Origin of the sequence: Exiguobacterium sp. s57 (genome assembly GCF_018617685.1) — a bacterium.
Classification (GTDB): Bacteria; Bacillota; Bacilli; order Exiguobacteriales; family Exiguobacteriaceae; genus Exiguobacterium; species Exiguobacterium marinum.
On record NZ_JACSKR010000003.1, the window covers coordinates 90,967 to 105,654 of the forward strand.

17 protein-coding genes are annotated in these 14,688 nt (G+C 48.3%); 15 read left to right on the plus strand and 2 right to left on the minus strand.

All coding sequences use genetic code 11. From position 1 onward, the window contains the following. Positions 1 to 108 precede the first annotated feature (108 nt). Positions 109 to 2,406: a glycoside hydrolase family 65 protein gene (locus KNO98_RS08870; RefSeq protein WP_214700540.1), complete on the plus strand. Its 2,298-nt coding sequence runs from the start codon at positions 109 to 111 to the stop codon at positions 2,404 to 2,406. A gap of 146 nt (positions 2,407 to 2,552) precedes the next feature. Then, a complete protein-coding gene (locus KNO98_RS08875; protein WP_026826622.1) occupies positions 2,553 to 3,401 on the plus strand; it encodes a YitT family protein in 849 nt (282 codons plus the stop codon). A gap of 51 nt (positions 3,402 to 3,452) precedes the next feature. Here KNO98_RS08875 and KNO98_RS08880 read toward each other — a convergent pair whose 3' ends face one another. Continuing rightward, entirely contained in the window at positions 3,453 to 4,265 is an 813-nt protein-coding gene (locus KNO98_RS08880; RefSeq protein ID WP_214700541.1) for a Cof-type HAD-IIB family hydrolase, read from the minus strand. A 162-nt stretch (positions 4,266 to 4,427) separates the two neighbouring features. Between KNO98_RS08880 and KNO98_RS08885 the strand changes: the two genes are divergently transcribed. From KNO98_RS08885 to KNO98_RS08945, 13 genes are all read left to right on the plus strand, one after another. Beyond that, positions 4,428 to 4,622: a YjzD family protein gene (locus tag KNO98_RS08885; RefSeq protein WP_026826620.1), complete on the plus strand. Its 195-nt coding sequence runs from the start codon at positions 4,428 to 4,430 to the stop codon at positions 4,620 to 4,622. Positions 4,623 to 4,697: 75 nt separating this feature from the next. Beyond that, positions 4,698 to 5,120: a thioredoxin family protein gene (locus tag KNO98_RS08890; RefSeq protein WP_214700542.1), complete on the plus strand. Its 423-nt coding sequence runs from the start codon at positions 4,698 to 4,700 to the stop codon at positions 5,118 to 5,120. Then, the gene (locus KNO98_RS08895) at positions 5,117 to 5,896 is read left to right on the plus strand and encodes a phosphatidylserine decarboxylase (RefSeq protein ID WP_214700544.1); all 780 of its coding nucleotides are present in this window, start codon (positions 5,117 to 5,119) and stop codon (positions 5,894 to 5,896) included. Before KNO98_RS08890 ends, KNO98_RS08895 begins: the two co-directional genes overlap by 4 nt. A gap of 125 nt (positions 5,897 to 6,021) precedes the next feature. Next, a complete protein-coding gene (locus KNO98_RS08900; protein ID WP_026826617.1) occupies positions 6,022 to 6,648 on the plus strand; it encodes a YqeG family HAD IIIA-type phosphatase in 627 nt (208 codons plus the stop codon). 133 nt (positions 6,649 to 6,781) lie between these two features. Continuing rightward, entirely contained in the window at positions 6,782 to 7,894 is a 1,113-nt protein-coding gene (gene yqeH / locus KNO98_RS08905) for a ribosome biogenesis GTPase YqeH (RefSeq protein ID WP_026826616.1), read from the plus strand. Further along, complete coding sequence (gene aroE / locus KNO98_RS08910) at positions 7,891 to 8,676, plus strand: shikimate dehydrogenase (RefSeq protein WP_214700546.1); 786 nt, start codon at positions 7,891 to 7,893, stop codon at positions 8,674 to 8,676. Before yqeH ends, aroE begins: the two co-directional genes overlap by 4 nt. A gap of 6 nt (positions 8,677 to 8,682) precedes the next feature. Then, positions 8,683 to 8,979: a ribosome assembly RNA-binding protein YhbY gene (yhbY, locus tag KNO98_RS08915; RefSeq protein ID WP_026826614.1), complete on the plus strand. Its 297-nt coding sequence runs from the start codon at positions 8,683 to 8,685 to the stop codon at positions 8,977 to 8,979. After that, positions 8,976 to 9,545 (plus strand): nicotinate-nucleotide adenylyltransferase, encoded by a 570-nt coding sequence (locus tag KNO98_RS08920; RefSeq protein WP_026826613.1) that lies wholly within the window; start codon positions 8,976 to 8,978, stop codon positions 9,543 to 9,545. Before yhbY ends, KNO98_RS08920 begins: the two co-directional genes overlap by 4 nt. Beyond that, complete coding sequence (gene yqeK / locus KNO98_RS08925; protein ID WP_214700548.1) at positions 9,535 to 10,092, plus strand: bis(5'-nucleosyl)-tetraphosphatase (symmetrical) YqeK; 558 nt, start codon at positions 9,535 to 9,537, stop codon at positions 10,090 to 10,092. The genes KNO98_RS08920 and yqeK overlap by 11 nt, the downstream gene beginning before the upstream one ends. Positions 10,093 to 10,102: 10 nt before the next feature. Continuing rightward, the gene (rsfS, locus tag KNO98_RS08930; protein ID WP_026826611.1) at positions 10,103 to 10,450 is read left to right on the plus strand and encodes a ribosome silencing factor; all 348 of its coding nucleotides are present in this window, start codon (positions 10,103 to 10,105) and stop codon (positions 10,448 to 10,450) included. After that, positions 10,450 to 11,175, plus strand: a complete 726-nt coding sequence (locus KNO98_RS08935) for a class I SAM-dependent DNA methyltransferase (protein ID WP_214700550.1) — start codon at positions 10,450 to 10,452, stop codon at positions 11,173 to 11,175. Before rsfS ends, KNO98_RS08935 begins: the two co-directional genes overlap by 1 nt. A gap of 257 nt (positions 11,176 to 11,432) precedes the next feature. Then, positions 11,433 to 12,029 (plus strand): DUF2238 domain-containing protein, encoded by a 597-nt coding sequence (locus tag KNO98_RS08940; protein WP_214700552.1) that lies wholly within the window; start codon positions 11,433 to 11,435, stop codon positions 12,027 to 12,029. Between the two features lie 84 nt (positions 12,030 to 12,113). Next, positions 12,114 to 13,583: a catalase gene (locus KNO98_RS08945; protein WP_214700553.1), complete on the plus strand. Its 1,470-nt coding sequence runs from the start codon at positions 12,114 to 12,116 to the stop codon at positions 13,581 to 13,583. An 83-nt stretch (positions 13,584 to 13,666) separates the two neighbouring features. Here KNO98_RS08945 and KNO98_RS08950 read toward each other — a convergent pair whose 3' ends face one another. Next, positions 13,667 to 14,557, minus strand: coding sequence for a DNA/RNA non-specific endonuclease (locus tag KNO98_RS08950; RefSeq protein ID WP_214700554.1), 891 nt, complete (start codon positions 14,555 to 14,557; stop codon positions 13,667 to 13,669). Positions 14,558 to 14,688: the final 131 nt, after the last annotated feature.

Consider the following 14,688-nt stretch of genomic DNA (forward strand, 5'->3'; position numbering starts at 1 on the left):
GTGTAAAATGAAAGGTGAGATTAAATACAGCGCTTTCATAGACAAACGGTTGCACGAACTAGTTGTCTGTCGAAGGTAGCCTTGTAGAGAAAAAGGAGTGGCAGACAGATGAAACGATTGTTTGCAGTCGATGAATGGAAAGTAACAGAAGAAGGTCTTCATCCGAAAGAAAACCGCCTTGCTGAATCAATCACATCGCTCGGAAACGGGCATATGGGGATGCGGGGAAACTTTGAAGAGGATTACTCGAATGATACGCACCAAGGATTCTACGTGGCGGGTGTCTATTACCCGGACAAAACACGTGTCGGTTGGTGGAAGAACGGATATCCTGAGTACTTTGCCAAAGTGTTGAATGCGACAAACGTCATCGGTCTACGCGTCGCGATTAATGAAACACCAGTCGACTTGGCAAAATGGGAAGTAAAAGACTTTACACGCGAGCTCGATATGCAGCGTGGTGTTTTGACACGGACGTTCACGTTGATGAACGGGACAGAAGAGACGAAAGTCGAAGTCGTCCGTTTCTTCTCAATCGTCGACAAAGAAATTTTGGCAATCCGCTATAACATTACACCAGTCAACTATAAAGCTAAAATCGAGTTCACCCCATATTTAGACGGTGATGTCGTCAACGAAGACTCAAACTACGACGAGAAGTTCTGGCTTCCGGTCGAAAGTGGTGTCGAAGAGCGCTTTGGCTTCGTGACGACGAAGACGAAAAAACTCGATTGGCATGTCACGGCATCGATGATTGCAGACGTGGAAGGTGCGCGTTGTGAAGTGCTTGAAGCGACAGACTTGTTCGTGGCGAACAAATTCACCGTCCATACGGAAGCTGGCGAAACGGCGACTGCATATAAATACGTATCTGTCGTGACGAACCGTGACCATACGATTGACGAGTTGCAATCTGCAGGGATGACACGTGTCGAAGCAGCGTTTGAAAAAGGTTTTGAGACGCTTCTCGCTGATCAGACAGAAGCATGGCTTGCGCGTTGGGAAGATGCAGATGTCCGCATCGATGGAGACATCGAAGCGCAACAGGGCATCCGGTACAATATCTTCAACATGTATCAAACGTATACAGGTGAAGATTCACGCCTTAACATCGGTCCAAAAGGTTTCACGGGTGAGAAATATGGTGGTGCGACATATTGGGATACAGAAGCATACTGCCTCCACTTCTATTTGGCGACTACAAAACCGGAAGTCTCGTGGAACTTGCTCAAATATCGTCATAACCAATTACCACAGGCGAAAGAGAATTCTGTGAAGAATGTCGGCATGGAAGGTGCCCTTTATCCGATGGTCACGATGAACGGGGAAGAGTGCCACAATGAGTGGGAAATTACACACGAAGAGATTCACCGAAACGGTGCGATTGCCCACGCCATCTTCAATTATACGAACTTCACAGGCGATAAATCGTACCTTGGACAATACGGACTGGAAGTATTGGTCGAGATCTCGCGTTACTGGGCTAGCCGTGTCAACTTTGTGCCGCACAAAGACGTATATATGATTCTAGGCGTCACAGGTCCGAACGAATACGATAACAACGTCAACAACAACTGGTACACGAACCTGATTGCCGCGTGGACACTCGAATACACGCAAGAAGTGTACAACTATTTGAAAGAAGCAGAGCCTGCACGCCTCGATGAGCTCGTATCGACACTCGGCATCACGGACGCAGAACTCGCGAAGTGGGCGGACATTCAGGCGAAAATGTACTACCCGAAAGACGACCTCGTTCCAGACGTGTTCATGCAACAGGACGGCTTCATGGATAAAGAACAGATCTTAGTGAAAGACCTCGATCCGAAACACTTGCCACTCAACCAAAACTGGTCGTGGGACAGAATCCTCCGTTCGAACTTCATCAAACAGGCGGACGTTCTCCAAGGACTCTACACGTTCGGTGACCGTTTCACAGTCGAGCAGAAACGAGCGAACTTTGATTTCTATGAGCCACGTACGGTTCACGAGTCGAGCTTGTCGCCATGTGTCTATTCGATCATCGCGGCAGAAGTCGGATATGAAGATAAAGCGGTCGAATTGTATCAACGTTCGGCACGTCTTGACCTCGATAACTACAACAACGACACAGAAGATGGCTTACACATCACATCGATGGTCGGCTCATGGATGTCAATCGTTCATGGATTTGCAGGAATGCGCATCAAAGAAGATAATCTTTCGTTCAGTCCGATGATTCCAAAAGGTTGGAACGGCTACTCGTTCAACATGCTCTGGCGTGGTCATCATTTGACGGTCACTTCATCACGTGAACAAGTGACGATCAAACAAACGGGCGGGTCAGATGTAACGATTCATGTGTACGGAAATGAGATAACGGTACCTGCTGATGATTCGATTACAATTGAAACAGTGAAAGCGTGATCAATTGCTTTATATGAACAAGTCGACTGAGGTCGGCTTGTTTTTGTGTATCAAACTTATGAGAATTCATGCATATTTGCTGTATGCAGTATGAATAATCTATGTTATCTTGATTCTTAGCTATTTTGAGAAAGGGGAGTTGAAGCTTGACGGAAGCCGTTAAAGAACATACACGAATCGGGGTTGTCTCGATTATCGGAGGATTGTTCGTTGCCTTATCCATGACATTATTTTTAATTCCAGCTGGCGTCTATTCGACGGGATTTACAGGTCTAGCCCAAATCTTGACGACATTGTTAGCGGGCACACCGTTTGAACTAGGGGAAGGGCTCTGGTTCTTTATTCTGAATGCACCACTACTCGTCGTCAGTTATTTTATGCTCGGCCGGAACATGATGATCCATACGCTCGTCAGTGTTGCCTCGGTCACGTTGTTCATCCGTATGCTTCCGCAATCGCAGCTTCTCTCGGACGACCCGTTACTAAACGCCGTATTCGGCGGTGTGCTCTTGGCAATTGGATCGGGAATTACGATTCGATATGGTGCCTCAACAGGGGGCTTTGATATCGTCGCTTTGATTTTGGCGAAATTTACAAACAACTCGGTCGGGGTTTATCTCTTCTTAATGAACATGATGATCGCGCTCGCTGCAGGGGCATTGTTCGGATGGCCGACGGCACTCTATACAATCGTGTTCTTGTACGTGACATCAAAAGTCATCGATGAGATTTATACGAACACACAGCGTCAGACGCTGTTTATCGTGACGAATCATCCGGATGAGGTGACAAAGGAACTACATCAACACGTGTTCCGTGGTATCACGCTCATGCCGGCAATCGGCACGTATTCGAAAGTCGAGAAAGCAACGCTCATGATGGTCGCGCAGCGACATGAGGTTCGTGAAATCACACGTATTTGTAAAGATGCCGACCCAACTGTTTGGATCAATATCTTGCCGACAGAGGACGTCGAAGGGACGTTCCGTCGCTAAAAAAGTATATGAATCATAATGAAAGCACCGACTTTGCAGTCGGTGCTTTCATTATGCCTTGATGCCGAGTTTTTCTTCTAGGAAGAGGGCGATTCCGTCATCCATATTCGAAGCGGTCACTTCGTTGGCCACATTTTTCAGTTGGTCGATGGCATTCCCCATTGCAACACCTGTGCCGACATAGTCGAGCATCTCAAGGTCGTTCTCCTCGTCACCGAATGCGATGATGTGCTTTCGGTCGATATTTAAATGCTTCGAGACTTCCTTTAGTCCGAGTGCTTTCGACGTGTTTTTACTCATCACTTCAATCATATGCTCGGGCATGCGCCATTGCCGATTCAGTACCGCTTCTGCATGAATATCATCGAGTTGTGAACGGACGTGCGCGACGTGATCTTTAGTCGCGTGAATCAGGAGTGACGTCGGTTCATCTTGTAGATGGGTCAACAGGTTGCCGGATGTGACACTGAGCGCACGTTCTGCGTACGGGCTATAAAACTCTTGCGGATCCTTTTGGAAATAAACGTGGTCGGTCACTTCGACGACGATGTTATGTGCTTTCGTATCCGCTACTTCCTCAATGATGTCGTGCGCGGTCTTGAGCGGGATTGGTCGGTGTGTGACCGCATAATTCGCATCTTTCGGGTGGTGCACGAGCGCGCCATTGAAGTTGACGAGCGGTGTCGTTAGTCCGAGTTGTTCATAGTACATGAGTGAGTGACGCTTCGGTCGCCCTGTCGCAATCATCACTTCATGTCCAGCTTCACGCGCCGCCTGTAAGGCACGGAGATTTCGTTCACTAATTGTTTTATCATCTCTTAACAACGTACCATCTAAATCAACTGCGATTAAATAACGTGACATTAGTCATCCTCTTTTCTTCACAATGATGTTTCTACGACCGTATCACATTTTTTGATTGGACGGAAAGAATATACAATCGAAGTCGCATATTCTATACGAACAATGCTATACTAATGTCGTATGAATTTTTACGAATCATCTGTGAGATGGAGGGGACGTTCAATGCGTTATTTAGTGACATTGATCTGGGCGATTGTGCTCTCGAATACAGCGGTATTTATCATTTCTGCTGTTGATGGTGTAGAGTACAACGCGATGCTCGCGACAGGATTTGGCGTGGCCATCACATTCTTCGTTGCAATTCTCGATGTCTTAAACCAAGACATGGGAATTAGCGACGTTGCACAAGAGAAGTAAGCCGTCTACAATCAAACTGACTCGTGCATGAGTCAGTCTTTTTTCTTTCATCATTATTAGAGGAGGGCCTAACATATGAAAAATCCTGAAAAACGTGCGAATTTCATGACGTTCGCCATCATCGGAGCGATTATCGTCATCGGAATCGCTTTGTTGTTCTTTTTGAACGGTGCTAATGAAGAAGAAGGTGCCAATGCCGTCACGGCAGATGAATTGCAGCAAAGGTTAGATAAAGAGGGAGAGGTCGTCGCTTACTTTTGGCAAACTGGCTGTGAATATTGTGAGCAAGTGAAGCCTTATGTCGAACCTCTCATCGAAGAATACGATGCGGTTTCAATCAACTTGTCAGACCACAATGTTTGGGAAACATATGGCATCAATGGGACACCGACAATCATCCGTTTTGAGGATGGAAAAGAAATCGGTCGCATTGAAGGTGCGGTCTCGGAACAACAATACGAGACATTCTTTAAAAATGAGGAGGCCAAAGAGGAATGAAACGTCGTTTTTATCAAACGTTATTTGAGCTAAACGCCTCTCCTTGGATTGCCTCACGCCTTAAACGCTTCGCAGAATCAGGAGTGAGTCGTCATTTGATTCCGTCGTTCGCAAAAGTGTATCACATTGCGGTAGAGGAAGCGGAGCAACCGCTACAAGCTTATCCTTCACTGCATGCGTTCTTCACGCGTCATTTGAAGCCTGACGCACGGACGATTGATGAATCGACCGACACACTCGTATCACCTTGTGACGGGAAGTTATCGGTCATTGAGTTAATTTCGGAAGATAGCCGCTTTGAAGTGAAAGGACAATCGTATACGCTTGCGGAACTTCTCGGTTCACAACAAGAAGCGCGCCGTTACGCTGGCGGAACGGTCGTCGTCCTCTATCTCAGCCCGAGCGATTATCACCGTGTCCACACACCACTTGCCGGCCGCGTGCTCAGCCATTACGAGCTCGGTGACCGCTCAGCACCGGTTAATGAGCTCGGATTGACCGAGACGGTGCGACCGCTCTCGCGCAACTACCGTCGTGTGACACGCTTTGACAGCCCGGTCGGAGCGTATGAACATATTATGGTGGGTGCCCTTAACGTGAACACGATTGAATGGACGCTCGAGGGGGACCAAGCCGATAAAGGGCAAGAAGTCGGATACTTCTCATTCGGTTCGACCGTCGTCCTCTGTTTTGAGAAAGATGCCGTTCAATTAGAACGTGAAAAAATGGGTCCGGTTCGACTCGGTGAAGTCATCGGGACATTCAAAACCAACTAATTTTACAATAATTTTCTTCCGACCGAACGATAGACTAGTCGTTTGGTCGGTTTTCGTTTACCATAGAAGGGATATCAATACTTGTATAAGTAGTTGAATCGTTTAGCTAATTGGAGGAATTTTACGTGTTTAATCGACTTTATCCGAAACAGTTCGTCGCGACTGTGTTTGACATCGACTTACAAGAATTGAAAGACCGTGGGGTACGTGTCATTTTGACGGACCTTGATAATACACTCGTCGCGTGGGATGTCCCACATGCGCCAGAGCTTTTATTGATGTGGCTTGAAAAAGTAAAATCATACGGTTTCGATGTGATTGTCGTATCAAATAATAATGAGAATCGTGTACGAACGTTTACGGAGCCGCTCGGCCTTCATTATGTCGCTCGTGCTAGAAAGCCTTTGCCATCTGGGTTTAAAGAAGCGCTCTCGAAATATGGTTATTCGCCGAAAGAAGCTATTTTCTTAGGGGATCAGCTGTTTACAGACGTGCTCGGTGCCAATATGGCGGGCATTCATGTCATCCATGTGCAACCGGTCGTCAAAACGGACGGGCTCGTCACGAAATTCAACCGGATGCTTGAGAAGGTGGTCTTCGCGCACATGAAGCGTCGTGGGAAGTACGTATTGATCACGAAAAAAGTGGAAGAGCTTGCCGTTGACGCACAGCGTGCAAAAGTTGCTGTCGCTGAAAAAATCGGTGAGGCGATGCATCCACGTTCCGAAGATTCACATAAAAAAGATGAATAAGACCTCGAACGCACAGAAAGAAGGAGGCTGCCGATGTACGGCGACCAAGGCGTCGGAATTAACGCTTCAGGAGTAGCAGCGAGGTGCTACGGTGAATGAAGAAGGGGAAACCTAAACGGCAGTAAGTACAACTATGGAAGAAACTAAACGATATTGCGCTGGGTGCGGCGTAGCCATTCAAACGGAAGACCCGAACGGAGTCGGCTATGCACCAAAATCGGCACTTGACCGTGAGATTGTCATTTGCCAACGTTGCTTCAAATTGAAGCACTACAACCAAGTTCAAGACGTGGATTTATCAGATGATGATTTCTTACGTATCTTGAACGGCATCAGTTCAAAAGAAGCGCTCGTCATCAAAATTGTCGATATTTTTGACTTCAATGGCAGCTGGCTGCCGGGTCTACAACGTTCTGTCGGTTCGAACCCCGTACTGTTAGTCGGGAACAAGGTCGACTTGTTACCGAAGTCGGTCAACCCGAACCGGATGGCGAACTGGATGAAGGCAGAGGCAAAAGAGCTCGGATTGAACCCGATCGACGTTCATTTGATCAGTGCGAAAAAAGGGCACGGTATCGATGAGCTTGCTGAGAAAATTGAATATTACCGGAAAGGCAAAGACGTCTTCGTCGTCGGTTGTACAAATGTCGGAAAGTCGACACTCATCAACCAGGTGATCAAACGTTTCGGTGAAGAGGATGAAGCCATCATCACCGTCAGTCATTTCCCGGGTACGACACTTGACTTGATCGACATCCCGCTCGATGATGATGCGAACCTGTACGATACACCAGGGATCATCAACCGTCATCAAATGGCACACTATGTCGATGCAAAAGATTTGAAGACGATCACGCCGAAGAAAGAAATCAAGCCGCACGTGTTCCAATTGAACCCGCAACAGACGCTTTACTTTGGCGGTTTGGCACGCTTGGATTACTTGGAAGGCAATAAACGGTCGTTCGTCATCTATATGTCGAACGAGTTGAAAGCACACCGTACGAAACTCGAACGCGCGGATGAGCTCTATGACCAACATATTGGGAAAATGCTCAACCCACCGAACGAGAAGACACTTGAAATGTTACCACCACTCGTCCGTCACGAATTCAGCTTACGAGATGGTGTGAAGACTGATATCGTGTTCAGCGGTCTCGGATGGGTCTCGATTCACGGTAAAGGCGGCCGTATTGCAGCGTGGGCTCCAAAAGGCGTCGCTGTAACACTCCGCGAGGCGCTCGTATGAATCTGGCCGTCATCGGTCACCCGATTGCTCATTCGCTCTCTCCAAAGCTGCACGAGCAGTGGTTGAGGGCGTCTGGGCTTTTCGGGCGTTATGAGGCGATTGACGCCGCACCGGACGAACTTTCTACCTTGATTGAAGCGATGCGAGACGGGGGATGGGACGGATTCAATGTGACGATTCCATACAAGGAAGCGGTCATTCGTCATCTTGACGAGCTCGATGATGCGGCAAAGTTAGCAGGTGCCGTCAATACGGTTTATAAACGAGACGGGCAACTCATCGGGACGAACACGGACGGTGCCGGTCTCGTCCAAGCGCTGATGCCATTCACAGACTTTACAGGACGTGTTCTCATCGTCGGTGCAGGAGGCGCCGCCCGCGGGATCGTACAAGCTCTCCCGACGCGCAACGTGACGATTGTCAATCGGACAGTCGAACGGGCAAAAGTGCTCGCCGACACGTTCGGAGTCGCGTACACGACGTTCGATGAGGTCGACATTTCTCGATATGATGTCGTCATTCAAACGACATCGGTCGGGATGGACAATCAATCCACACCACTTTCATTAGAAGGATTACGACAAAACACCGTCGTTTGTGATATCATATATCGTCCACTCATCACACCGATGATTCGAGAAGCGGAACATCGCGGGGCAGTCGTTGTGACAGGTGTGGGTATGTTCGTTGGGCAAGGCGCGCTCTCGTTCGAGAAATGGACGGGCGTGAAACCGGACGAAACCATCGGAAAGAAGTTAATCGAAAGATTATTGGAGGAATAATATACTATGCTATCAGGTAAACAAAAACGTTTTTTACGTGCAGAAGCGCACCATCTCTCACCGATTTATCAAGTCGGGAAAAATGGTGTAAGTGAAGCGATGTGTAAAGATATCTCGGACGCACTTGAGAAACGTGAGTTAATCAAAGTCCAAGTACTTCAAAATTGCATGGACACGCCGAAAGACGTGGCTGGCGAATTGTCAGAAGGTACAAAGGCTGAAGTCGTACAAGTCATTGGAAAAGTCATCGTCTTATACAAAGAGGCGACAGAGAAAGAAAATCGCCAAATCAAACTCCCATGAGCCGGATTGGTTTGATGGGGGGCACGTTCGACCCGCCGCATCTCGGTCATCTGTTAATCGCCGAACAAGCTCGCGAACAGCTTGTACTCGACGAAGTCTGGTTTTTGCCGGCTGCGATTCCACCACACAAAGTCGGGTTCAGCTCGGCTGACGACCGAATCGAGATGACCCGTCGTGCCATTCAAAATCAGTCAGACTTCAAGTTGAACCTGATTGAATTTGAACGGAGTGAGCCATCCTATACGGTGGAAACGATGAAGCGGTTGATTGAACAACATCCAGACGATACGTTCTATTTTTTAATTGGAGCGGATTCGCTTGTCTCGCTCGAATCGTGGCACGACTACGAAACGCTCATCCGTCTCGTCGCGTTCGGAGCGGTCGCTCGCCCTGGCACGCGCTATTTGATTCCAGAGAAGGCGGACGTACGCACGATTGACATGCCACAGCTTGAAATCTCGTCGACGGATATCCGTGAAAGGGCGAAACGAGGCAAGTCCATCAAATATCTTGTCCCGACGTTAGTCGAGACGTATGTGAAGGAGCATAAGTTGTATGACGTTTGAAGAAGCACACGAGTTGATTAAACAGACGCTGCCAGAAAAACGCTATATCCATACGCTCGGCGTGGTCGAGACAGCGGAGCGCTTAGCGAATCAATATGGCGAAAATATTGAACAAGCCCGTCTTGCTGCGATGCTTCATGATTATGCGAAATACTTCGACACGGAAAAGATGCGCCAAATCGTCATCGATGAGGGGCTTGATCCGAATCTCCTTCAATACGGGGACGAGTTATTGCATGCGCCGGTGGGAGCAGTGTTGCTGGCTCGACAGTATGACTTGGACCCGCATGTACTTTCTGCGATCCGGAACCATACAACAGGAGAACCCGGAATGTCTCGTCTCGACCAAATCCTGTTCGTGGCCGACGCCATCGAACCGAATCGGAACTATCCAGGTGTCGATCGCCTGCGGACAGAAGCGGAGCAGTCGCTCGAAGCGGCCGTTGTCGCGACACTGCGTCAAACGATTGAATTTTTATTAAAGAAGTCAGTGCGCATTTTTCCACTGACGATTGATACGTATAATGATTTTGTGAATACACCTTAGGAGGGTCTTTATGACTGCAAGAGAAGAATTAGAATTGATTGTAAAAGCGGCTGACGATAAACGTGCCGAAGAAATCGTCGTACTCGACATGGAAGGCATTTCACCGATTGCGGACTACTTCGTCATCTGTCACGGAAACTCGGAGAAACAAGTCGAAGCGATCGCGCGTGAAATTAAAGACATCGCTGGCGAAAACGACTTACCGCTCCACAAGTTCGAAGGAATGGATACGGCACGTTGGGTCCTTGCTGACCTCGAGAACGTCGTCGTTCACATCTTCCATCGTGACGACCGTGATTACTACAACCTAGAGAAATTGTGGGCTGACGCGCCGCACGTCGAAGTGGAAGTCGGCTAATGGCATACGAAGGATTCGCCTATGTATACGACGAGTTGATGAAAGACGCGCCGTATGATGAGTGGGTCGCTTTCGTGCGTCGTCACGTCCAAGATGGTGCGACACTCGCGGATGTCGGATGCGGGACCGGGTCGGCCACGATTCGTCTCGCTGAACATTACGATGTCATGGGAATTGACTTATCGGAGTCGATGCTCGAAGTCGCACAAGAAAAGGCACTCGAAGCAGAAATCGAGTTGCCGCTTTGGGAACAGGATATGCGCGAGTTGGAACTGCCGGAGCCGGTCGATGCGGTGACGATTCTCTGCGACTCGCTCTGCTATCTTCAGGATGAGGCGGATGTAATCGATACGTTCGAATCCGTCTACAACCAACTCAAGCCAAATGGGCTGTTCATCTTTGATGTGCATGCCCCGAATAAGATGCAGACGCTCTTCAACCAAAAGACGTACGCGTCAAACGGAGAAGACTGCTCGTATATTTGGTTTGCCGACCCGGGAGAAGCACCGCTCTCGGTCGTTCATGATTTGACGTTCTTCGTCGCGCTTGAAGACGGGACGTACGAACGGGTCGAGGAGACGCATGAGCAACGGACATATGAACCAGGGCAGTACATGCAATGGTTGATTGGTGCCGGGTTCCACGTCAAATCAGTTACATCTGATTTCACTGAACATGCACCAGGAACTGATGCTGAGCGTATTTTCTTCGTTGCACAGAAATAAGTAAATCCCCGATTCTTCAAGAATCAGGGATTTTTTCGTATCACGCACATCCATTGTCTTCCTCATCCGATACCCGCCGATCCATCTTCCACCTACGCTCGGCTGTGCCCCGAGACGCTTGGAGGTGGGAGAATTCGCGCTAAATTCAGTTAAATGAGCAGCTTGCGAATCAACAAATGTGTGTATAGGTTGAAGTCCATCGTGAGTTGGGAATAAACCATATAGAGAACATTATTGACGAAAGAAGGCGAAAGATTATGAAGCTCACGAAAGGGCGTATCCTTGAGTTTGGGTTCGTCTTGTTCATGGCGGTCATACTCGTGACAGCGATTATTGAAGAATCCTGGTTCGATGCGAGTGTGGCGGGAGCCGGGATCATCTCTGGTCTCATCCCGTTTTTCATTGAAAAGACGTTCAAAACAGAACTTGATGGCAAGATGAAAGTGGCGTATATCTTATTCTTGTTCGCGTCACAATATTTAGGGTCCATCGTCGGATTGTATGGGAACGGCTGGTGGGACACATTCCTTCATCTCTTGAGTGGCATCTTTCTCGCATTTTTAGGATTCGACTTTTTCTCCCGGCTCGATGACGATCTTCGTACGGAAATTCCGAAACGGTTTCTATTCGTGTATATCGTCGTCTTTTCAATGGCCGGGGCGGCGCTTTGGGAAATGTATGAATTCACATCCGATGTCTTCTTGAACACGACGATGCAGGGGAACGGAAACGATGATACGATGGTCGATATCATTGCCGGATCAATCGGGGGAGTGCTTGCTGCTTTCTTCGTCGTGTCGCTTCATCAACGTGAAAAAGCCAAGAAAAAACGAAGCATGAAAAAAAGTTCGTGATGCACGAGCTTTTTTATTTGTAATCATTATAATATTTTATTAATATCAAGATTGTAATAATTATAAATAATGGGAGGCAATCAAATGGATCAACATCGTCAACTAACTACTAATCAAGGCGTGCCAATCGGGGATAACGCCAACTCCATCACTGCGGGTCGTCGGGGCCCAACGCTTCTCGAAGACTATCAACTAATTGAGAAATTAGCGCATTTCGACCGTGAACGTGTACCAGAACGTGTCGTTCATGCGAGAGGGGCAGGAGCACATGGTGTCTTCACCGTAAAAAATAGTATGAAACGCTATACGAAAGCGGCATTCTTGCAAGAAGAGGGGCAAGAGACGCCTATCTTTGCGCGTTTCTCGACCGTCATCCACGGCTTAGGTTCACCGGAAACGCTTCGTGACCCGCGTGGTTTCTCTGTCAAGTTTTACACAGAAGAAGGAAACTATGACTTCGTCGGAAACAACTTGCCGGTCTTTTTTATCCGTGATGCGATTAAATTTCCAGACGTGATTCACTCACTCAAACCGGACCCGCAAACGAACCTTCAAGACCCGGACCGCTTCTTCGACTTCATGTCACTCACACCAGAATCGACGAGTATGCTTCTTCATTTGTTCAGTGATGAGGGTATCCCGGCATCGTATCGTCATATGCGCGGGTCATCCGTCCACTCTTTCAAATGGGTGAATGAATTTGAAAACACGGTGTACATAAAGTTGCGCTGGGTACCGAAGCAAGGGATTCAAAACTTATCGATGGAAGAAGCTGCGAAAATTCAAGCAGAAGACTTCAACCATGCGACACGTGACTTGTTCAACGCGATTGAAAACGGGGACTATCCGGAATGGGATTTATATGTACAAATTTTAGACCCGGCGGACATGGATAACTTCGACTTCGATCCGCTAGATGCGACGAAAGATTGGTTCGAGGACGTCATCCCGTATCAATTGGTCGGAACGATGACACTCAACAAAAACGTCGACAACTACTTCGCCGAGACCGAGTCTGTTGGTTTCAACCCGGGGGTCCTCGTCCCAGGGATTCAACCATCAGAAGACAAGATGCTTCAAGGACGACTCTTCTCGTACTCAGACACGCAACGTCACCGCATCGGACCGAACTATCTTCAGCTTCCAATCAACTGTCCATTCGCTCAAGTCGCAAACAACCAGCGTGACGGAGCGATGCCATTCAAGCAACAGACGAGCCCGGTCAACTACGAGCCGAACCGCTATGAAGACGCACCGAAGCCGAATGCGGATTACATCGAGACGCCACAGCCAATCACAGGTGTGACGGGACGTCAGAAGATTGAGAAGACGAACGACTTCGGCCAGGCCGGAGAAGTGTATCGCCGTTATTCTCAAGAAGAGAAGGACGCACTCATCCGTAACCTCGTCGCCCACATTAAAGAAGTTCGTCATGAGAAGACGACTCTTCTCCTGATCTGTAACTTCTATCGTGCGGACCGTGAGCTCGGAGAGCGTCTCTCGAACGAGTTGAACGTTGATCTCGCACCATTCTTGAATCAGATGTCGAACTAACAAGTTAGCCGCGGTCATGTACCGCGGTTTTTTTGTATGCAAAAAGACGTCTCTCCATTAGAGAAACGTCTCGTGAAACGCTGTTATTCACCGACCATCCCATCACCGTCTCGGTCGTCCATATATTGATACAACCAATGGTCACGCGTGATCGGCATCTCAAATCCGGCATTCTTTGCTTCTTTGATTGTCACTTGCCCGTTCCCGTCAAGGTCGATATCAGATAATTCTCGCTCCTCGACCGGCTCCGTCGTCACGTCAGGCGGTGAGTCGTCCGTCAAATCCAGCGATTCGTTTACTTCTTCCGGGTCCGCGTTATCATACGTATCGGTGACCGTGTTGCCTCGTACGGTATACGTGTATTGGTAGCGGGAAGGAATCTGTGTTGTCGTGTTCGGATAGGTGATGATGGCCTCGAAGTCTTTCGCCCCACCAGCTTTTCGGATGACATCTTCCATGAACGCCTGGTCACCGTAGCGGTTGAGTGCGCTGTTTTGTGGTGTGATGTTATAGGCGTTTGAGACACCGCCAAGCGAATCGGCGATGATATGGCCTTCATCGAGGTTTGGGTCTTCGACACCTGGAACTTTTGCCTCGTCTGAATAGTAACGTCCTGAAGAATTGACGTCTTCGGTCTCATCGTCCTGAAGAGTGATCTCATCGGCAATCACGCGAATGAGTTGACCATGTTCGTTCGTGAACGCCCAGTACTCACGGTCGCCAAAACCGATATCGACGACGACATTCGCTTCACGACTACCGGATTGATCGCCGCCATCAACTTCGATCAACGTATAGCCTTCGAACAAATCTTCTTCCTGTTCAGGTGAAGTCTCGGTGGTCTGTTCCTCTTGTGTCGTACTCTCTTCGGTCGTTTCTTCGGTCGCCGTCGAGACGCTCACATCGGCATCTGTACATCCAGAGAGGAATAGAGCACCAAGAAGGTATGGAATGTAAAATGGCATTCTTTTCATATATATCGCTCCTTATTCGAAGTTACATGATTGTATTTACTATATAGCTTTTAATGATAGCATAAGAAAGCAAAATTCGGACATCATCCATTCAAAATGTGCCCAACGGACTCCTCTTATTTGTGGATTCA

What these genes read in the sequence shown, in the direction of transcription:
- KNO98_RS08870 (WP_214700540.1), top strand. Translation starts at nt 109, where the DNA reads ATGAAACGATTGTTTGCAGTCGATGAATGGAAAGTAACAGAAGAAGGT.
- KNO98_RS08880 (WP_214700541.1), bottom strand. Translation starts at nt 4,265, where the DNA reads ATGTCACGTTATTTAATCGCAGTTGATTTAGATGGTACGTTGTTAAGA.
- KNO98_RS08885 (WP_026826620.1), top strand. Translation starts at nt 4,428, where the DNA reads ATGCGTTATTTAGTGACATTGATCTGGGCGATTGTGCTCTCGAATACA.
- KNO98_RS08890 (WP_214700542.1), top strand. Translation starts at nt 4,698, where the DNA reads ATGAAAAATCCTGAAAAACGTGCGAATTTCATGACGTTCGCCATCATC.
- KNO98_RS08895 (WP_214700544.1), top strand. Translation starts at nt 5,117, where the DNA reads ATGAAACGTCGTTTTTATCAAACGTTATTTGAGCTAAACGCCTCTCCT.
- yqeH (WP_026826616.1), top strand. Translation starts at nt 6,782, where the DNA reads ATGGAAGAAACTAAACGATATTGCGCTGGGTGCGGCGTAGCCATTCAA.
- aroE (WP_214700546.1), top strand. Translation starts at nt 7,891, where the DNA reads ATGAATCTGGCCGTCATCGGTCACCCGATTGCTCATTCGCTCTCTCCA.
- yhbY (WP_026826614.1), top strand. Translation starts at nt 8,683, where the DNA reads ATGCTATCAGGTAAACAAAAACGTTTTTTACGTGCAGAAGCGCACCAT.
- KNO98_RS08920 (WP_026826613.1), top strand. Translation starts at nt 8,976, where the DNA reads ATGAGCCGGATTGGTTTGATGGGGGGCACGTTCGACCCGCCGCATCTC.
- yqeK (WP_214700548.1), top strand. Translation starts at nt 9,535, where the DNA reads ATGACGTTTGAAGAAGCACACGAGTTGATTAAACAGACGCTGCCAGAA.
- rsfS (WP_026826611.1), top strand. Translation starts at nt 10,103, where the DNA reads ATGACTGCAAGAGAAGAATTAGAATTGATTGTAAAAGCGGCTGACGAT.
- KNO98_RS08935 (WP_214700550.1), top strand. Translation starts at nt 10,450, where the DNA reads ATGGCATACGAAGGATTCGCCTATGTATACGACGAGTTGATGAAAGAC.
- KNO98_RS08940 (WP_214700552.1), top strand. Translation starts at nt 11,433, where the DNA reads ATGAAGCTCACGAAAGGGCGTATCCTTGAGTTTGGGTTCGTCTTGTTC.
- KNO98_RS08945 (WP_214700553.1), top strand. Translation starts at nt 12,114, where the DNA reads ATGGATCAACATCGTCAACTAACTACTAATCAAGGCGTGCCAATCGGG.
- KNO98_RS08950 (WP_214700554.1), bottom strand. Translation starts at nt 14,557, where the DNA reads ATGAAAAGAATGCCATTTTACATTCCATACCTTCTTGGTGCTCTATTC.